Here is an 18,014-nt window from a genome sequence, read left to right as displayed (position 1 = left end):
GCTATTTTTTGCAGAAAATAGGCTTTTCATGGTGGATATTGATTTTGGGGGCATCTATGACGACAAACAGAGTTAAACATAACCCAATCTGCGAGCTTTAAAAATCCAATCCCCCAAAAACAGCCTTCCCCAAAAAGTATGAAAAACTATAAGAAGTAGCACCCACCCCCTCCCTTATAAAGCTCCCATTCCCCAATAATTATTTTACCGAGCCTCTGCCCCTACTCTGAAAACTCACTTTTTTTCTACCCCATATTTGCTGTATGAAAATGGTGTAGCAATGAGTAAAGTGCGCGTATTAGAACGTTCGGGGTTCAGACCAGCCGACCTGCAAAGGCTGGTAACCCTGGACGATTTACAGGAGTTCAAGAAGGAGCTGCTAGTTGCGATGCAGGCGATGTTCTCCCGCCATGTGGAGACTTCCCCCAAAAAATGGCTAAAAACATATGAAGTGAAAAAGATTCTCAACATATCCAGCGGAACACTACAGACACTTAGAAGTAATGGCACCATACCATTTAGCCGGATAGGTGGCATCATCTATTATAACGCAGAGGACGTAGATGCTGCTCTTGAAGCTCAAAAGCGGGATTATAGTAAACTCTTTAAAACAAAATAGCTATGCGGGTAATTTGTGACCCTGGAAATTTTACAGACGTGACACGATGTATGCCCCCCAGCATAGATGAGGTAAGGATTTACTTTAGCCAGAAAGGGCTGTCCGCCGCTGAAGCGGAGTGCTTTTTCTTCTTTTATGAGAAAAAAGGCTGGAAGAACAAAAACGGAGCATCCTTCAAAAAATGGAAGCATATCGCCTATCATTGGATCGCTGACGTATTTAAATATGAGCCGTGGCGCTTCAACAAGGATATTCACTAATGAGAAATGATGATGATATTCTAAAAGAAAGCTTCGAACGACTGGGCTTTAACTACCAAAATAATTCTAAAAGCAGAAAATTATAACGCATGTATTATATCTGTAAGTTTTCCAACACCTGGTCCGTATATGATGCAACAGCCAGCACGAGCAGAAATATGGAACAGACCGAGATTAATTGTCTGAAGGCTCTTTTCCCGCAGTTGTTTTCAGAGAATTCAATATTAATGGCCCTGCAAGTGAGCAGCATCAATCCCAATAAACTGTTGCAGCTACCGGCGCCTGGTTCAAAACCCGGTAGTTCCGTATCCAGAAAAGCGGAGCCGACAGGGGCCAGTGGTCAGAAGCTGTAACTATGCTTGATTGTAGACATTCATCGCTGGCCTAACTAACTGACCCCTTTTATTTAAATATCGCTTGACATGCTCTTTAAAAACGGAAACGAGGATTTTGAAAAGACATTCCCTAGCGGGAACATTCGGGAGTTTGGACGAGTGATGAAACAAATATCAGATACCAACGTATTTCCGCATGTCCTGGAAAAAAACGGTTATACCAGATTCGGCCGGCTGGGTTATAGAAGAGATGACAATCAGTTGATCCACCTGTTTATGGACAATGGCAAATGGCGGTATATCAATCTTAAAAAAAAGGAGGACAAAGGCTCGCTGATTCAATTTATCGCCAACCGGCTCATGACAGAGAAAATTGTGATATGCCATGATCCGGCTACCCTATACAGAGCAAGCGAAGTGGCCAAAATATATTTGAAGCAATATAAAAAGCAACTAAAAAACGATTACCAGTTGGAAACGTTGCGACAAGCACCTGCCGGACAAAAAAACCGGAGAAGGTAACGATGCGCCGTTTTACGTAATAGTACAAGATATGAAAATACATTTCTCCCCAGGGGTATTAAGGGAGCTAATGGAATTAGGGTGTGTTTAGGCAAAATCACCAATAAGCATCATTGTCTGAAAGATCATCCATTTCCATCACGAAATACGGTATCCGAAAAATCATCAAAATTTCGCTAAATGACCAAGAACAAATATATAGATGAGCAGATAGAGCGGCAGTTTCAGGAACTCGGATTTCACAATTACCAGGATTTCCTTTCCTCCGGGGAACCCACTCCCGAACTGATCGTTGAAGGAATGAAAATTCCCAACGCCATTATTCTGGATGATATATACAGTGATCCGGATGAAATCGGATATATTTTCATTGTGGGAAGAAATGATGCGGATGGCGTACAGTATCTACATTCCATCAATGCCTCTTGTCAGCTGGAAACAACTCGAAAGTTGGAAGGAGTGACGGTGATCGGAAACACTTATTTAAGGGATAACGGGGCTTTCCCCACAAAAGACCAGATCAGAAAGGAAGTACTGGAGAAGGTACGGCTAGAGAAAATACAGGAAAAGTTCAGCCAAAGGGAGAAACACAAGGCGGGAAGGAAGAACAAAAGTTTTAAGTGAAACACGATTCCCGAAACCGAATGTCACATCACATAACGAATACAGCATGTCAGAAACCTTAGCAGATAGTAAACTAAAAGAGAACCTGGAAGCGCTGGGTTATACCTACAAGGATCTTATTGAAACGGCGGCCGGTGATCCTTCTTACCGCATATTCTCAGAAAGCATCAAGCTGTTGGATCATTGCAAGACACAAACAGTCATTGAGGCGCACGTCGAGATTCAGGCGCTAACAAGAACTTCAACGATCCATAATATTACCATCTTACTTAAAAGGTTTAATCCAGCATTTCCCAATGGCGAAATATTATATGGAAACTATTGGCATACATTAAAAGGACTGGCAACAAGACAAGAAGCATTAATTGATTTTGAGCATAAAATAAACTATATCGAAAGCAAAGAACAAGAGCAACTAAAAGAACTATTTACACTACAGGAAAGAAACCTAGCAGCAGGCACCTCAAGGCGTATCAAATAATAAACACCGAGGGACGACCAATAACCCTACCTCACCTTAGAGCCCGTAAGGGCGGTTACTCCCATTCCGACGATGGAGGGGAGCCGTGCACCTCTCTCTTGGTTGCGCACGGCAAGATGTGGTGTTGTAATCAACACCGCTGCTGGCGCAGTCAGCAATAGCGAGATCGCAACAGATCCTTCATAGAAAAAGGAGCTTATGAAGACAAAAGAACGATTGGAGTATCCCATCATGACGCGCATCAACAAGCGCGCCTACGATCAACTGCATGGACTCCTGCAACAAACCAGGGATGAAACGCTGGCGGGGCTGGTTCGCACTATTATCCACAACCGGCCGGTAAAAACCTATATACACGATGAAACGATGGAGCTGGTACTGGAAGAACTTGCCTCCCTACGAGCGGAGATCAAGGCCATCGGCGTCAATATCAACCAGATCACCCGTTATTTCAACACCTACCCTGAAGAGGAAAGGAAGCGATTTTACGCAAAGATAGGACTGGCGCGGTACATAAAGATGGAAAGCAAAGTGGACAAGGCTATCAGCCTTATTTCAAAATTGAGCAAATCATGTTTGTCAAAATAAGACCAGTTGAAAATTTGAGAAACGTGCTTAGTTATAATGAACATAAGGTAAATGCCGGTCATGCCGAATTGATCCTGGCTTCCCGGTTTGGCTGTGAGCTGGAGGATCTCGGGTTTTATGAGAAACTCCATCGTTTTCAACGCATGAATGACAGAAACCAGCATATCACCAAAAAAACGCTTCACATCTTCCTGAGCTTTTCACCTGACGATATCCTGGATACAGAGAAAATGCAGCAGCTCGCATGGGATTATATGAGCCGCATTGGCTTTTCAGCGCAGCCATACCTGGTATATAAACACACAGATACCGTTCACCCCCATCTGCATATCGTTACCACGTCGATTAAACCGAATGGTCGGCAAATGAACCTGAGCTATATCGGCATCAGGAAGTCAGAGCCGGCTCGAAAAGCAATGGAACAGGAATATGGCCTCGTGATCGCGGAAGGCAGGGGAAAAGAAAAAAGAAATGAAATAGCGCCAGCCGATATCCGTGCGGCTATTTACGGCGAAAAGGAAACGAAAAGTGAGATAGCACGGGTAGTGGAACAGGTACTGGCCTATTACCATTTTACCTCATTATCGGAGTTCAATACCCTCCTCGCTTTAAAAAATATAACAGCAGATCCTGGCAAAGAAGGCAGTCGTATTCGGAACAACGGTGGGCTTACCTATTCGATCATTAATGACCGCGGCAGAAAAGAAGGCATACCCATTAAAGCCAGTGCCTTCCATTTTGAACCGACATTGAAAAACCTGCAAGCAAAATTTGATAAGGAGTGCCATCGTAAGCATTTGTATACCGGCCATGCCAAAAAGGTAGTAGCAACTGTTTTATCGAAAAGCGGCCGGATGACTGAAAATGATTTTGTACGAACGCTCGATAAAAAAAAGATACAATGCAGCATTATAAGGGATGAAGAAGGGATGATCCTAAATGTGCTCCTGGTAGACCATTTTAAGAAAATCGTGCTGACTGAAAAGGATATTGAACTTTCTGTCGCAGTGCTACAAAACAAGTTGGCACCCAATAATGCCATTGATGGTGAGAGCGTAACGGTAGAAAGCGCAGCGCATCAACACAGACCATTTGACAAACAAATTCATATACCGCATTACGCTATTACCATATTGAAAGGTATGTGGGCGGAGGAAAACCAGAACATTAGCTCTTCTAATGAATTTTTAAGGAAAAAGAAGAAGAAAAAGAGAAATACAGGAAACTAGGTATACATGGAAAGTGAAGTTGAAAATGTGAATGTATGCAAACAGAAAATATACAGGCATTAAGTAAAATTCTTGATCTACTACGATTCGGAAGCATCCTACTGCTTTTGCTCCATTTTTATAGTGTTTGTTTCCCTGCTCTGGCGGAGAGGGGTTTATCTGTTCCCCTAGTGAACAAGATAGTTTATAACCTGTCGCAAAACTTTTCAGGGTTACAGGGGGTGAATAAACCTAAACTTTCTGTTCTATTATTACTTACGGTTTCCCTGATCGGCGTAAAAGGAAAGAAAAGCGATCACCTTTCGGCCAAACCCATTGTTCTCTACCTCAGTACCGGGCTGCTCTTTTTCTTCGCCTCATCTTTCTTACTGGAAGTGAGGGCAGCGCCGGCAACGCTAGCCGGGTTGTATATCAGTGTCACCGGCATGGGCTTCCTGCTTATCTTAACAGGGGGAACGAAAATCACCCGGCTGCTGAACAATCGTCGGGATAAAGATATATTCAACGATTACAATGAATCCTTCCCCCAGGAAGAACGTTGCCTGAGCTCTCCTTACACGGTAAACTTACCTACGGAATATGTATTCCAGGGTAGAAAAAGAAAAGGATGGATTAATATTCAGGTTTTTCGCGCATGCATAGTGGCCGGAACCCCCGGAAGTGGTAAGAGTTTTTGGGTTGTTCGCAATTATATTACCCAACTGGTACAGAAGCAATTTTGTTTCTTCCTATACGACTTCAAGTTTCCGGACCTCACGCTCATTTTATACAATCATGCACTACGGTACGGGCATACCTACCCGGTTCCGCCGCGACTCTATATCATCAATTTCGATGATCTTACCAGAACGCATCGCTGTAACGTACTGTATCCCGAAACAATGATCGATCTCACGGATGCCACCGAAAGCAGCAGAACATTGATGCAAGCGCTAAATAGGGACTTTATAAAAAAATCTGGCGATTTTTTCGTGGAGAGTTGTATCCTCTTTGTTACCGCCATCTTTTGGTTTTTGCGAAAATATGACAACGGGAAGTACTGTACGCTTCCCCATGCCATCGAACTTGCCCAGGTAGATTATGATGAACTTTTCCCTGTTTTGTCGCTGGAGCTGGATATAGAGGTATTGATCAATCCCTTTATAAGCGCCTATTTACGAGGTGCAGCTGAACAACTCGAGGGGCAGATTGCGAGCGCTAAAATTTCGCTTGCCCGGCTTGTTTCCCCTTCCTTGTACTATGTCCTGTCAGGGAATGACTTTACGCTGGATATTAATAATCCCGAACATCCCAAAATCGTTTGTGTTGGGAACAACCCTGTCAAACAAAGCACGTATGGGGCAGTGTTGAGCTTATACGTAGAAAGAATGCATAAGCTAATCAACAGGAAAAACCAACGCCCTTGCGCGCTTATTTATGATGAGTACCCCAGCCTTACAGCCAGCGTGGATTTGATAAGTACTGCCAGATCGAATAAAATTGGCGTGCTCGTCGGAGTGCAGGATATGTCGCAGTTAGTAAGGGATTACGGCAAGGAGCAGGCTGAAGTGATTATGAACATTTGCGGCAATATAATCAGTGGACAGGTATTGGGAGAAAGCGCCAAGACATTAAGTGAACGCATTGGAAAGATCAACCAGCAAAAGGAATCGCTTTCGATTAATGCCAGCGATACTTCTCTTAGTAAATCCACGCAACTGGATAGCGCCATTCCTATATCGCGCATTTCAAATTTGAGTTCCGGTGAGTTTGTTGGCGCCGTTTCTGATACCCCGGATGATCCCATTAGAAACAAAGTCTTCCATTGCCGCATCATCAATGATATTGAAGCTATCAGAGCAGAAGAAGAGCATTATCAGCCGATACCGCAGATTCGAGAAATGGACGAGCGTACAGTGATGGAAAATTTTCATCGCATCAAAAGCGATGTGCGCCACATTATCAATACCGAGATGGACAAGATCAGGAATCACCCGTCACTCCAACATCTCATTAAAACACCCAAGAACCCCGCAACTCCTGCCACCGGGAAAAGTGTGTAATTTTTTTAACTATAAAAATGTGAAGTATGAACGGTGAAAATTATGTGTTTTTAACAGAACAAGTATTACCAAGGTTAGGCTTTGGCGGTGTATTGGACGATGAACTGTTTGCTAAAATGAAGAAAGGTGGCGATAGTATCATATTGAATGCTACGGGCACATTCGGAAGTGATCAAATGAAATATGATCTTGAACTGGTGAAGAAGGATGACAGGTACTATCTCAATAACATCAGCGCCACCATTAGCCGGGAAAATGAGGACCCCCAAACGCACAAGTTCAGCCTCTATGCCCAAAACGGTTATACTGCCGATGAGATGTATAATATGATGAACAAGGCGGACGGACACCTCTTTGTCTATCGTGAGTTTATGAAAGAGGGAGAAAGGGTCGGCAGATGGTCCACCATTGACCTGACCCGAAAGGATGACAATGACAATGGCATTCTTCGTAGCTACTACGATAATACCACGCACTTTAATCTTGTCGTCGAGCTGGGTAAGCTTCCTTTACAAAATCTGAGCAGGGATGACAAGGAGAAGTTGATCAGCGAAATGAAACAGGGAAACCCTGGTATGGCCGTCGTGAAAAAACCAGACGGTGTCAAGGAGCGTGTGTCGCTTATTGCCAAACCCAATATCGGCGTGATTGAAGTGCGAGATAAAGAAGGCCAGAAAATTAAATTCGAGCAGAATAAGGGCAAGATATCCAATAATCAAAAATTTACCGTGAAGCCGGGAGAAAGTGAGGATGCGCCCAAACGTAATCTGACTGCTGCAGGAAAGCTCCTTAATGCACAGGAAAAAACCCCTGATCTTTCAAAGAAAACAAAAATCGGTTAATTATTCCCCACGATCTGGGGGGCCGGGAGTAGCTGCCTCCCGGCCTATTTGCTTTTATTTTTGTTTTACCCCTCTTAAATTCTGATGCCCCCCTTATACCGCAGATATACACCTATGTATTAAAAATAAAAATATGAAACATTCATCCATTGTTAATATCCCGCTACTAGCGGTACTGATTGCCTGTGTGTGCTGGTCTGCATGCAAGCGGCATACAACAGCTCCTGTTACACAGCATACACCCGCACCTACGATTACTCCACCTTCCTGGGTATACAACCGCTTACACGCTGATTTGAAAAATACAATCGATTTATTACAATCTTCCTCCTTATGTCATCCATTCCACGCTGCCGCCCAACGTATAGGAAAACCGTATTGGGGAAAAAATCTTAGTGGAGAACGTGGCGACACAAAGATCTTCCTGGTGCCGCTAAAAATGGATCGGGACAGCCTCTTTGCAGGCTTCGTAGCTATTGAGAGAGATTCCACACTCCGGTTCCAGGTGTACTCCGGAAGGGAGCTAGATAAGTATAGTGATCAAGGCACCAATGCCAGCCCGACTGCGTTTGATGTTAACCATGCGCTCAACGCCCTTAACCATTACGGTTTCGGGAAACAGGTCTACTCTGTAGCAGGTATAGCGCCACATGAAAAAAAGCGTCTGGACCGGTTGACAGCCAATGCAAGCCGATCCATTGCTGTAAACAGCAGCCCTATCGTAGTTTCCAGCTGTTATCACTGGTCCACCTGTATGGGGGATGGTAAAGGCAACTGCGTCGGTACAGTATATCACTTTACAGAATGCGTGAGTCAAATTTTATGGACCCCGCCCGTGGGTAGCAGCCCCGGCGGAACCGCTACCAAACCGGGGGGACCTGGTGTAAGCGGTGGTGGCGGCGGTTCTACACCTGCTCCTAGTCCGGCGACACAGCCGGCTACGCTTGCCATTCCTCAAAAGCCAATTGCGAACGTCAAACGGCACCTGGAATGCTTCAATACCTCTTATTCCGCAAAAGTGACGCTTTATGTGGATCAGCCCACCCCCGGCACTACTGATCCAGTATCGATTTTTGGGGGCATCGGACACACTTTTCTTAGCTTCGAACAACAAGTGAACGGCAAGCTGATCAGGAGAACCATCGGATTCTACGCACAAACACCCATAGACCCGATGAAGAAGAAATCCGGCGCCAGTATGCTCGGCGATGACGCCGGCCGCAAATATGATATAAAATGGGAAACTTATGTCGGCGGGGATCAGCTGAGCGAAATGCTATCCGGCGCCATTCATTATGCCGGCACCTATCATATAGAGAACTACAACTGCGCCAATTTCGTACTGGATATATTATCAATGGGCGGAATACAGCTCCCCAGAACAGAGGGATGGTGGATTACGGGACGGGGGCTTAATCCCGGAAATTTAGGTGAAGATATCCGGCAATTACCGGGCAGCGTGGGCATGAAAGGCAACAGTCCTGATAACGCGGGAACTTGTCAGCCTCCGAAAGTATTTTTTTAATTTTTAGGCTACGCTTACTCCCGGAACACCTAATTGGTACTGGGAGGTAAGCTTATCCTTTTTGTTGACTTTTGTAATTATCCACATTTAATAGTCCTTTCCTTTCATCACCAAGGCCGCATAAAATAAAGCCGCTGTTATATCTTCTCTTTCCAACAAAGGATGTTGTATAAGTATATGCTCAGTACTCATACCAGATGCCAACAGTTCGAGAACATCAGCTACCGGGAAGCGTAATCCTCTAATAGTAGGGCGACCTGCCATCTTTCCTGGTGAATGGGTGATTCGGCGCATTAATTCTTTTGATGTGGAATGATCCATCCTTTAAAGATAGGGGCATTTATTCTAATGAACGGAATGTGATTCTATGACTTTTATATTGATTGATAAATTATCACTTATTATGAGCAAATTGCAGGCCTATGGCATTTATGCATATCCAGATAAGTAAAAATGCATACACAGATAGAAGAATGCTCCTTCCAACGTCATTAAAACATACTGGTCATGAAAAAGTCTGCGTACTCATTGGATAAAATAGCGCCGCGCCTTTACACCTATTTTGCAATGGGATATAATGCATGGGTGAAAGCTATGAACAACCAGGGTATTAAATCCAGCGACTTATCCCAGCTTCAACTAGAAATGGGTATTGAATTTAAAGATTTAAGGAATGCACTGAATTTGCCTGCGAACTTTCTCAACACTTCTGGTGAAGCGCCATTGCCGGCACACGCAATTGACAATTTACATGAATTAGTGCATTTATATGTGGAAGGCTACAATGTATGGGAGGATAGAGAGAAATTCAATAAATGGATGACTCGTAAGAATCCATATTTATTTGATGCAACACCGATAGAAGCGTGTATGACGCGCATCGGTTTACATGAAGTCCGTAATGAAATAGATCGTGTGAAATTTGGCATATCATAAGCCTGGCATAAAAACAGAGAAAAATGAAATTCTATATTTAAAAACGGGCTTTTTCTAAACGACATAAGGAGTATATAATTCATTCACAAGAATATGGCTGATTATTATGAAGAATAAAACCGTAAAAACATCCGGACTACTTTCCACCTATGACTCAATATTGATACTCCGTAACATAGGATTAATGGAGATACTGAATCATGTTGATAAAAGAATAAGTAAAGACCAGCTCGTTGAGCTAAAGGATGTAATTTGTCTTTCTTATCAAGAGATTGCTGAATTGTTAGACCTTACAGATCGGACGCTTTATCTGAAAAAGAGCGGAGAGGTATTTAGCGTATCTGTGTCCGACCACCTCTATTCCCTGGCGTATCTATATAGCAGTGTATATCGTGCATTTATGAATAAGGCAAGAGCAGACAAATGGATGCGACGTCCGTCAAAGGCATTTAGGAACAAAACTCCACTAGCATTATGTAATACTAATATCGGTATGTTGGCTGTCGAAGAAGAGCTAAAAAGGCTGAAAATGGGTATTTATTGATAAAGATGAAATCAAAAAAATCCAGTATCTCTGAAGCAGGCGATTTTTGTCTCCCCTTCCATTTATCGTTTATTACTTTTCCATCAAAGCCTCATGCAACAAGTCATTTGCAATAGCTATAATCTTCTCTTTCTCTGCTTTGCTTATGCTATTTGCATTCTTCTTGGCTTTCCTGTAGTAAGTAGCTTCGCTCCAATTACATTCCTCACAGATTTTCTCTCTGAATACCTTGCTAAGTGAAAAAATCTGTTGATGCTTTTCGAGAAGGAAATTAGTAGTTTGCTTTCTAGTCATAGTAATTTGATAATTTAAAGATTAGAATACCATAATCAATATCGAAATGATTCCATTACTATAGACAATGAAAGCTAGCCTGTCGGGTGAATAAACAAAGCACCTTAACAAAAAATAAACTGTTTCATAGAAATTTCCTGTGCTTTTATCCGGTAATAATCGCATGTTCTGTTAAACTATCTCCTAAAAATACCGGCAACTATCGTACTGCAATATTATTGCGGTACTTCAATTTATATTGCCATATATAAAGATGGAAATAATAGTTAACCATGAATGCCAAAACCCTCACAAAGCTTCCTCCTCCACATTTGGATAAATGTTTAGCAAATAGACCTGGTGAGGTATGGAAAGACTTCATAAACCTGGAAGGATACGTGGAGATTTCAAACCACGGCCGCCTCAAGCGGCTTGCACGTTCAATCATACAGTCAAATGGGATACATAAGGCTCTGCCAGAAAGGATATTTGCCCAAAGCGTTATTAAAGCCGCAAATAAAACTCATAACGACAATACCTTTCAGCTGGTATGCCACTTTATGATAGAAGGTAATCTTTATCAGTTTTCTGTTCGCAAGATGATGTATTATCACTTTGTGAAAGAATTCGACCTCACCGATCACATGATCAATATAATCCCTAAGAATGGAAATGGCCTAGACGTGAATCCGAAGAATTTAAAGAAGGTTACAATTGGCGAGAAAGTACGAAGATCTGTAACAACTGGTAGGATGGTTAATACTTTTGCTCATGTTGATCTTAGTGTTGCCGTCTATCGTTCTGTACTTACCACTTCAAAAGAAGTATCTCAATATGATGTTTCAGGCAAACTTATCCAAATATTCACAAGCATTCATGAAGCCGGCAGATGCACAGGTATAAGTAGTAATGCTATTAGCGATGTGGCAAACGGGCGTGGCAACACAGCAGGAGGGTACTATTGGCGCCATGGCAGGTCCGGTTCTATTGATCTAAACACGTTTCATTATAAACGGAAACAAAACTATCGTCGGGTAAAAGGAACAAAAGTTACTCAATACGATCTAGCAGGCAATCCTATTGCTCGGTACAATAGCCTTCAAGAGGCTGCAGAAGTATCCGGTTGCATCTGGACTTCTATTTCAGCCACCATTAGAGGGGTATATAAAACCGGGGGTGGATATATTTGGCGGAAAGGGCATCATTTCGACAGATTGAATTTGATTCCGTAATGACGCTTCGGCTGTAGACAATAAAAATGAATAATAATCGGGGGAAAACTATGCGCAGATCAATGTAGGTGTAAACTTCCTTCTTTAAAATAGGACTTTATAGAGGTGGTATTTTGCAGCATTGTTAAAAAACTTTGTATCGGCTGGTGCTTATTCAGGTGAGCAGTAAGTAAAATATCTCTCAATGCTAGATCGTCAAATACCACCTTGTACCCATACCAGCGTTCTACCATAGAAGTTATTTCCTTTAATGGCGCTTGGTCAAAATAGAATACGCCTTTCATCCATGATAAAGTAGTAGAGGGATCAAAAGACGCCTTCTCAATAGCATTCCCCTTTAAAACGGTAGCTTCCTGACCTGGCGAAAGCTGCATTTTCTCCTTTTCGCTGTGAACGATGGTGGCGCCTGATACCAGCGACGTGATCAGCCGATTAGCGACATAGGTATTCACATTAAATTCTGTTCCTAATACCTCGATAGACCCTGAAGGCGTATTTACTATAAACGGCTGCTGAACGTTGGACGCAACGGTAAAATACGCTTCGCCATCAATATACACCTCTCTCTTGTCACCCTGAAAAGCAAAGGGAAAGCGTAAGATAGTAGCAGAATTCAGCCTGATCCTAGTTCCATCCGGCAAGGTAACGGCATAGTCCAGTTTTTCCGGTACCTTTAATTCATTGAGCCGGCTGGCTAACTCTCCTTGTCCCTGCACCAGCATGGAATCCATAGAAGCGCTTATGCTGCCTTGAGGGGTAGAAATCTCCTTCTTTTCTCCAAGCGCAATTACCTGTCCATCCGCAGTGGTGAGCACCACGCCAGTGGTGGCGACATGTATCCCTGCTGTTACGCCAGTGTTATTGGGTGTAGTTCTGGTGAAGAAATACAGACCACCAACACCCAATAATACGAGAACGCTTGCGGCTACCGCCCACTGCCTTACCTTCCTTATCCTGGAAGATCGGTGTATCTTATCTTCAAATGCCGCACGCTGCGAAGAAGTGAGGCTTATATGTGGTGTCTTATCCAGTACCCCTGCTGCTATGAGTCTGTCAAGTTCCTGCTGAATGCTTTCCAAATGGGGGTGGGTAGCTAACAACTTCGATAATTCGACCTCTTCTTCCTCGGAAATCTCGCCTGTATATCTTTTATATACCAGTGCTTCCGTGTGGGCGTGCAATTCTAAATCGAATGTATTATTCATGTGTGGAAAGCTAAATATACTGACAAATCAGGGTTATTTACTGTTCTGTGTTAAAATGAAGACGTAACTTTTTAATGGCCCGCTGCACATACGTTTGAAACGTATTCAAGCTGATACCCATGCTGTGAGCGCTATCTTTATAAGTAGCTCCATCCCTGTACAGCGAAAGTAATACGGAATGTTGTTGCTGGGGTAACTTGTCGAGTACGCCAGACAAATGATGGCGAATCTTTTCAAACTCCTCAGATTTCGCTTTGTTCTCCATATATTGCTCTACGTAATCCATACTTTCCGTCGCCAAGACAACATGACTATATTTTCTCTTCTTGCTGGATTCCCGGTTCTCCTTCTCCAAATAATTCAGACACTGGTGTTTTATTCGGATAAATAACAAAGCCTGTAGGCTGGTATGCACATGATTGTACAGCTTTTTCTGGTAAAAATCTGTAAAACACTCCTGCACCAGGTCCTCTGCTATATACTTATCTCGAACGATGCTGAAAGCCTTATAATACAGACTATGGTAATACTTTTCATATAGTTTCCCAAAAGCCCGCGCATCACCTTCTTTTAAGGATTTCAGCAAGATATCGTTATGCTCCGCCAACATATTGTGTAAAATTAAAACAAATTGAAGATACCACCACCTAATCAACTGCCTTTTTTTGACTAAACAAAATTACATTTTGACATATATTTTATCTTAACAATCAAATAACAAAATAGATATAGCGTGAAGTCTTCCCTTTGTCACTACAACATCTCACTGCCATGCCTTTGCAGTGGAAAATAAAGTTCCTTCCCAGGCATTCTGCAAGGGAAAAATCGTACATTCAAACAATTATGAACATTACATAGGAAGCCTACTATGTAACCCCTCAAAATCCAAAAGCAGTGCTATGAAGCTCCATGTTAACACGGCCGGCAGCGGCAACATCTTCATTGACCATCCAGTACCTAAAAAATATCGAAAACTGCTGTTTCCCTGGTTAAACCATCAGTACTCCGATCAGGCTGAAGGCGTTGTCATCGTGCAGGAAAGTGTTTTTAAGGAATTCTCCCTTTTTCAATACATCACCGATTTTCATTGTCCTACGCCTGTAGCGCTTACCGCTCATGCAGCTACCGCTGCCATTCAGTTCACAATTTCTGGGTCTGCTTTTGCGGAGATGACAGGCGGATACAAATACAGGCTGTCGCCTAACGAGGCCGGCATATTCTTCCTAGGAGAAGGCACCAATACCGCGGTGATTGGGGACGGCTTGTTCCGAAGCATACACTTTGAACTCTCGGCTAAGCTTCTTTTTGAGCTGGTGGATATGGTACCGGAACTTAAGGAATTACTGAATAGCGTATGGAACTTGGAAGCATCGGGATACCCTTTGTATACGATCCCGATCAATTTCGTTATACTAGAACTGCTGCAAACGTTAAGCAGCTTTTCGCCATCGGCTATGGATCATGCCGACACATTAAAAGAACTGGTAAAGGATCTGCTTTTCCAATATAAGGTAGCTCTTCTCGATGCCAAGGCTATGCAGGCGTTGCCGCCATTGCCCCATAAGAAAACGCTGATGGAAATCAGAAACTATATCAGCTGCTATCCCTCCCTGCAAACAGGCAAACTCGCCTGGTTATCGCGTCATTACCCATTGTCATCGTCCACCATTAGCAAGTATTTTCAGCAACTATTTGAAATGCCACTATCCGACTTTGTACTGTCCAAAGTGATGGAAAAAGCCCACTACCAGCTACGGCACACCAGAAGACCCATTCAGCAAATAGCACAAGAGCTGGGCTATTCCTCTGCATCAAACTTCACCCGCGCCTTCATAGACTTATTCGGCAAACCACCTTCTTCGTTACGATAGAAAAATGCTTGAAATGAATATATCTATGCTCCAAATGATAATCGACATTTGAAAATAAAGGATGACATTTGATAAAGAAAGAACACAGATAAAAAAGGGTCAGTAAATACCCATAGTATGTATAACTCTTATCCGATTAAGGTAATTTTTTTTAACCCGGTACTATTCCATGAAAGCAGAACCATATAAAAGGCAGACAGGTCCCCCTAAATTCCAAATGATGAAATCGCACCTGCTTCAAATCGCATTGGCCCTTGGTATTGGCATGGCATTTTCATTTGGAGAGCAAGCAGCCGACTGCTTTTCAGTAGGTAGCATTGGGTATACCTCTCCGTATACACCCGATGGCACAGCTCCTGATCCATCGTCACCGTTTAGAATCCCTGGAGCATATGCCTTTGACTATTCCTGTATAGTGGATGATAGATTTCATTGCAGGTATATATACGACGCCACCTATGGCATTTGGATTTCTTGTGTCGGTGAATATAAGATCATTGAAGATTTGGATGATCGGAGTGTTAAAGCCAGCATCCGCCCGGACTAACATCGTAGACTAATATTATATAACTCATACTTTTTCTCCATGAAAGCAAGAGCCATCATTGTCGAAATAATCGTATTTCTTTTCATCGTTATGTTTTTATATGCCAGTGTGAGCAAACTGTCCCACTATCAAACATCCTACCTACAAATGCTGAACCAGCCCTTTCCGGATCAGCTTGCCGGATTTATGACCTGGGCAGTACCTGCATTTGAAATTTTGATTTGCATAGGACTGGCATTCACGCAAACACGAAAACTTGCATTATACACGGCAACGGGATTGATGACCATTTTTACAGGATATGTCGTGTATTTATGGTTTTTCTTCAAAGGTGCCATTCCGTGTAGTTGCGGTGGCGCGATCTCCAGCCTCACATGGTTTCAGCACATTTACTTCAACAGCTTTTTTGTGATCATAGGCGTGATAGGAATACTGCTGCACAGGAAGGACCAGAGTTCCACGAACAGATCATTCGCAAGAGCATAATTACTGCAACATATTTACGCGCGTAATGCAGGGAGGCCGTCACCTGCCCCAAAATGATAGCCATAATTCACTTATTATTAATACCCTAAATTTTTCACCATGAACAAGATCAAATCTTTGTTTTTAGCAGTTGCCCTGGTACTGGGCGTAGGTGCAGCTTATGCATTTTCTGTTGCTGATGAACCACCTTGCTTCGTTGAAGGAAGTGTGGGTTACACATCAATAATAACTCCTAACGGTACGGCTCCCAGCCTTACTGCTCCTGAAAGAATTCAAGGAACTTACCAAACTGAGGAGATTGTCGGCAATCACACCTGCGTGCCTAATCCCCCAGTTACATGCCGATTTGTTTATGCGGTAACTGACGAGGCACCGGCAGGTAGATGGTTTACTTGTACTGGAAACTTAGTGTTATTTGAAGATTAAGTATTTATTCCTACGGGGCCTCTCTTTTGGAGATCCCGTAGGTTTTATTACAGGCCGATACTCTCATGTCCAACAGAGAAGACACGACCAGGAAAGAAAAGTCTTGATAAACTAATCAATGAAAAAAAGGGGAAAGATATTACCCAATCGGAAACGAATAATGATGGTATGCTACTTAGTTGCTACCGCCTTCATTTTTAGCTCCGCCATCTTATCCCAAGATGAATATCCCTGTTATAAAACAGGGAGCATTGGTTATTACGAACCTTGTACGCCTGATGGAATACCGCCGGACCCATTCGATGTTCAAAGGATTCCATCGCATTATAACGAACATGAAGAGTATCGATATAGTTGCATAGCCAATAATCAAACAATATGCAGGTATGTGTATGCTTTTACTGATTTCGATCCATTTGGCAGGTGGTATCGCTGTACTGGCAATCTGATTTATAATGAGCCGGATTAACTTATTTTTACTATTTTCTAATTACAACTACTAAAAAATGAAGAAGATTTTATTTTTTGGAACGATTATGCTAGTTCCAATTTTGATTTTTTCCTTCAAATTTGTTGATGAAGCACCATGTTTTGTCATTGGTAGCATAGGCTATTTAACTGTAACAACTCCCGATGGAACCCCTCCTAACCCGAGCGATCCTAACAGAATACCTGGTATATATAATCCGAGTGGCGCAATTGGAACATATAATTGTGTAACAAATCCAACTATAACATGTCGCTTTATATATGCAATCACTGAAGAAGCTCCAAATGGAAGGTGGTTTCAATGTTCCGGAGCCAGAATTCACAATTTGCCATAGCAATAGCTTGATGAGGTGGCCCTCCTTCGTTCTAGGGTAGGCTGAGGTAGTTGGTTGGAATACAGGGACCATACTGATCATTTTCAACTGATTATCCGATGGTGTTCTGTCGTGGCGGTGTCTTCTGACAATAGCCGTCAACCAGAATTATCTGGTAAATTTCATAGAGGAAGAAACGACATTCAAGTGCTGGCATTCAAATTGGCCGTTTAATGGAAAAATTAGGAGAAATATTATCAGTAAAATCTATTACTTCAGTGGCGCAGGCTACCGGCTTCAGTAAGCTGGAACAAACGTTACCCAGCCATCTTCAGCAGCTTTTTACTTCCATATTAGTAATGGATTCAACGGAGTTTAAACTCCCGGAGAGCCTGTCAGAAACCTTTTGCGGCTTTCAGGGGGATGGAACCGCCTCCTGCGCCCAGGGAGGGAGTAAAAAGCATAAGCCTTGTACAGTATCGGAGAAAAGATATAGTGGTTGGTCAGAAGACACAACCACGGCTTTAAATTCTTTAACACCTTGAATTGTTTCGCATGAAGAATATTAAACTGCTTATACTAGTTGCAGCTCTAATACTTGGTATCGGTAGCGTTTATGCATTT

General features: G+C 42.7%; 23 protein-coding genes. 19 read left to right on the top strand and 4 right to left on the bottom strand.

Annotated features, from left to right (window positions below; genetic code table 11):
• Positions 1-280 precede the first annotated feature (280 nt).
• The 10 genes from CCY01nite_RS04030 (at position 281) to CCY01nite_RS03985 (ending at position 9,067) form a co-directional block, all read left to right on the top strand.
• On the top strand, positions 281-619 hold the full coding sequence (locus tag CCY01nite_RS04030) for a helix-turn-helix domain-containing protein (RefSeq protein ID WP_146858032.1): 339 nt from the start codon (positions 281-283) through the stop codon (positions 617-619).
• A gap of 38 nt (positions 620-657) precedes the next feature.
• The gene (locus CCY01nite_RS04025; protein WP_146858030.1) at positions 658-879 is read left to right on the top strand and encodes a hypothetical protein; all 222 of its coding nucleotides are present in this window, start codon (positions 658-660) and stop codon (positions 877-879) included.
• Positions 880-1,301: 422 nt separating this feature from the next.
• On the top strand, positions 1,302-1,736 hold the full coding sequence (locus CCY01nite_RS04020; RefSeq protein ID WP_146858028.1) for a hypothetical protein: 435 nt from the start codon (positions 1,302-1,304) through the stop codon (positions 1,734-1,736).
• A gap of 180 nt (positions 1,737-1,916) precedes the next feature.
• Complete coding sequence (locus CCY01nite_RS04015) at positions 1,917-2,360, top strand: hypothetical protein (RefSeq protein ID WP_146858025.1); 444 nt, start codon at positions 1,917-1,919, stop codon at positions 2,358-2,360.
• A 46-nt stretch (positions 2,361-2,406) separates the two neighbouring features.
• Positions 2,407-2,841 carry a hypothetical protein gene (locus tag CCY01nite_RS04010; RefSeq protein ID WP_146858023.1) on the top strand — a complete coding sequence of 145 codons (435 nt, stop codon included), beginning with the start codon at positions 2,407-2,409 and terminating at the stop codon, positions 2,839-2,841.
• Positions 2,842-3,039: 198 nt separating this feature from the next.
• Positions 3,040-3,429 (top strand): plasmid mobilization protein, encoded by a 390-nt coding sequence (locus CCY01nite_RS04005; RefSeq protein WP_146858021.1) that lies wholly within the window; start codon positions 3,040-3,042, stop codon positions 3,427-3,429.
• The gene (locus tag CCY01nite_RS04000) at positions 3,414-4,658 is read left to right on the top strand and encodes a relaxase/mobilization nuclease domain-containing protein (RefSeq protein WP_146858019.1); all 1,245 of its coding nucleotides are present in this window, start codon (positions 3,414-3,416) and stop codon (positions 4,656-4,658) included. Before CCY01nite_RS04005 ends, CCY01nite_RS04000 begins: the two co-directional genes overlap by 16 nt.
• A 35-nt stretch (positions 4,659-4,693) precedes the next feature.
• Positions 4,694-6,700, top strand: coding sequence for a conjugal transfer protein MobC (gene mobC, locus CCY01nite_RS03995; protein ID WP_146858017.1), 2,007 nt, complete (start codon positions 4,694-4,696; stop codon positions 6,698-6,700).
• 26 nt (positions 6,701-6,726) lie between these two features.
• Positions 6,727-7,542 carry a hypothetical protein gene (locus CCY01nite_RS03990; protein ID WP_146858015.1) on the top strand — a complete coding sequence of 272 codons (816 nt, stop codon included), beginning with the start codon at positions 6,727-6,729 and terminating at the stop codon, positions 7,540-7,542.
• Positions 7,543-7,675: 133 nt separating this feature from the next.
• Entirely contained in the window at positions 7,676-9,067 is a 1,392-nt protein-coding gene (locus CCY01nite_RS03985) for a hypothetical protein (protein WP_146858013.1), read from the top strand.
• Positions 9,068-9,154: 87 nt separating this feature from the next.
• Here the strand turns inward: CCY01nite_RS03985 and CCY01nite_RS03980 are convergent, their stop codons facing one another.
• Complete coding sequence (locus tag CCY01nite_RS03980; RefSeq protein ID WP_146858011.1) at positions 9,155-9,388, bottom strand: DUF433 domain-containing protein; 234 nt, start codon at positions 9,386-9,388, stop codon at positions 9,155-9,157.
• Positions 9,389-9,574: 186 nt separating this feature from the next.
• Between CCY01nite_RS03980 and CCY01nite_RS03975 the strand changes: the two genes are divergently transcribed.
• Both CCY01nite_RS03975 and CCY01nite_RS03970 read left to right on the top strand, forming a co-directional pair.
• A complete protein-coding gene (locus CCY01nite_RS03975) occupies positions 9,575-10,003 on the top strand; it encodes an MbcA/ParS/Xre antitoxin family protein (protein WP_146858009.1) in 429 nt (142 codons plus the stop codon).
• Positions 10,004-10,109: 106 nt separating this feature from the next.
• Positions 10,110-10,547: an Xre family toxin-antitoxin system antitoxin gene (locus CCY01nite_RS03970; protein WP_146858007.1), complete on the top strand. Its 438-nt coding sequence runs from the start codon at positions 10,110-10,112 to the stop codon at positions 10,545-10,547.
• A 72-nt stretch (positions 10,548-10,619) separates the two neighbouring features.
• Here the strand turns inward: CCY01nite_RS03970 and CCY01nite_RS03965 are convergent, their stop codons facing one another.
• Positions 10,620-10,841, bottom strand: a complete 222-nt coding sequence (locus tag CCY01nite_RS03965) for a hypothetical protein (protein WP_146858005.1) — start codon at positions 10,839-10,841, stop codon at positions 10,620-10,622.
• A gap of 272 nt (positions 10,842-11,113) precedes the next feature.
• Between CCY01nite_RS03965 and CCY01nite_RS03960 the strand changes: the two genes are divergently transcribed.
• Complete coding sequence (locus tag CCY01nite_RS03960) at positions 11,114-12,052, top strand: NUMOD1 domain-containing DNA-binding protein (protein ID WP_146858003.1); 939 nt, start codon at positions 11,114-11,116, stop codon at positions 12,050-12,052.
• Between the two features lie 59 nt (positions 12,053-12,111).
• On the opposite strand, the gene CCY01nite_RS03955 is transcribed toward CCY01nite_RS03960, so the two are convergent.
• Together CCY01nite_RS03955 and CCY01nite_RS03950 are read right to left on the bottom strand one after the other, a co-directional pair.
• A complete protein-coding gene (locus CCY01nite_RS03955) occupies positions 12,112-13,257 on the bottom strand; it encodes a FecR family protein (protein WP_146858001.1) in 1,146 nt (381 codons plus the stop codon).
• Positions 13,258-13,294: 37 nt separating this feature from the next.
• The gene (locus CCY01nite_RS03950) at positions 13,295-13,867 is read right to left on the bottom strand and encodes an RNA polymerase sigma factor (protein ID WP_146857999.1); all 573 of its coding nucleotides are present in this window, start codon (positions 13,865-13,867) and stop codon (positions 13,295-13,297) included.
• Positions 13,868-14,156: 289 nt separating this feature from the next.
• Here CCY01nite_RS03950 and CCY01nite_RS03945 point away from each other — a divergent pair, with 289 nt between their 5' ends.
• From CCY01nite_RS03945 to CCY01nite_RS03920, 6 genes are all read left to right on the top strand, one after another.
• Entirely contained in the window at positions 14,157-15,128 is a 972-nt protein-coding gene (locus CCY01nite_RS03945) for a helix-turn-helix domain-containing protein (RefSeq protein ID WP_146857997.1), read from the top strand.
• A gap of 169 nt (positions 15,129-15,297) precedes the next feature.
• The gene (locus tag CCY01nite_RS03940) at positions 15,298-15,675 is read left to right on the top strand and encodes a hypothetical protein (protein WP_146857995.1); all 378 of its coding nucleotides are present in this window, start codon (positions 15,298-15,300) and stop codon (positions 15,673-15,675) included.
• 39 nt (positions 15,676-15,714) lie between these two features.
• A complete protein-coding gene (locus CCY01nite_RS03935) occupies positions 15,715-16,161 on the top strand; it encodes a MauE/DoxX family redox-associated membrane protein (RefSeq protein WP_146857993.1) in 447 nt (148 codons plus the stop codon).
• 99 nt (positions 16,162-16,260) lie between these two features.
• Positions 16,261-16,587, top strand: a complete 327-nt coding sequence (locus CCY01nite_RS03930; RefSeq protein WP_146857990.1) for a hypothetical protein — start codon at positions 16,261-16,263, stop codon at positions 16,585-16,587.
• Between the two features lie 506 nt (positions 16,588-17,093).
• On the top strand, positions 17,094-17,411 hold the full coding sequence (locus CCY01nite_RS03925) for a hypothetical protein (RefSeq protein WP_146857988.1): 318 nt from the start codon (positions 17,094-17,096) through the stop codon (positions 17,409-17,411).
• A 212-nt stretch (positions 17,412-17,623) separates the two neighbouring features.
• Positions 17,624-17,935, top strand: coding sequence for a hypothetical protein (locus CCY01nite_RS03920; RefSeq protein WP_146857987.1), 312 nt, complete (start codon positions 17,624-17,626; stop codon positions 17,933-17,935).
• The last annotated feature ends 79 nt before the right edge of the window (positions 17,936-18,014 follow it).

Origin of the sequence: Chitinophaga cymbidii (assembly GCF_007992715.1) — a bacterium.
GTDB lineage: Bacteria > Bacteroidota > Bacteroidia > Chitinophagales > Chitinophagaceae > Chitinophaga > Chitinophaga cymbidii.
Note: the sequence above shows the minus strand (reverse complement) of the source record. Positions and strands in the feature narration are given on the sequence as shown.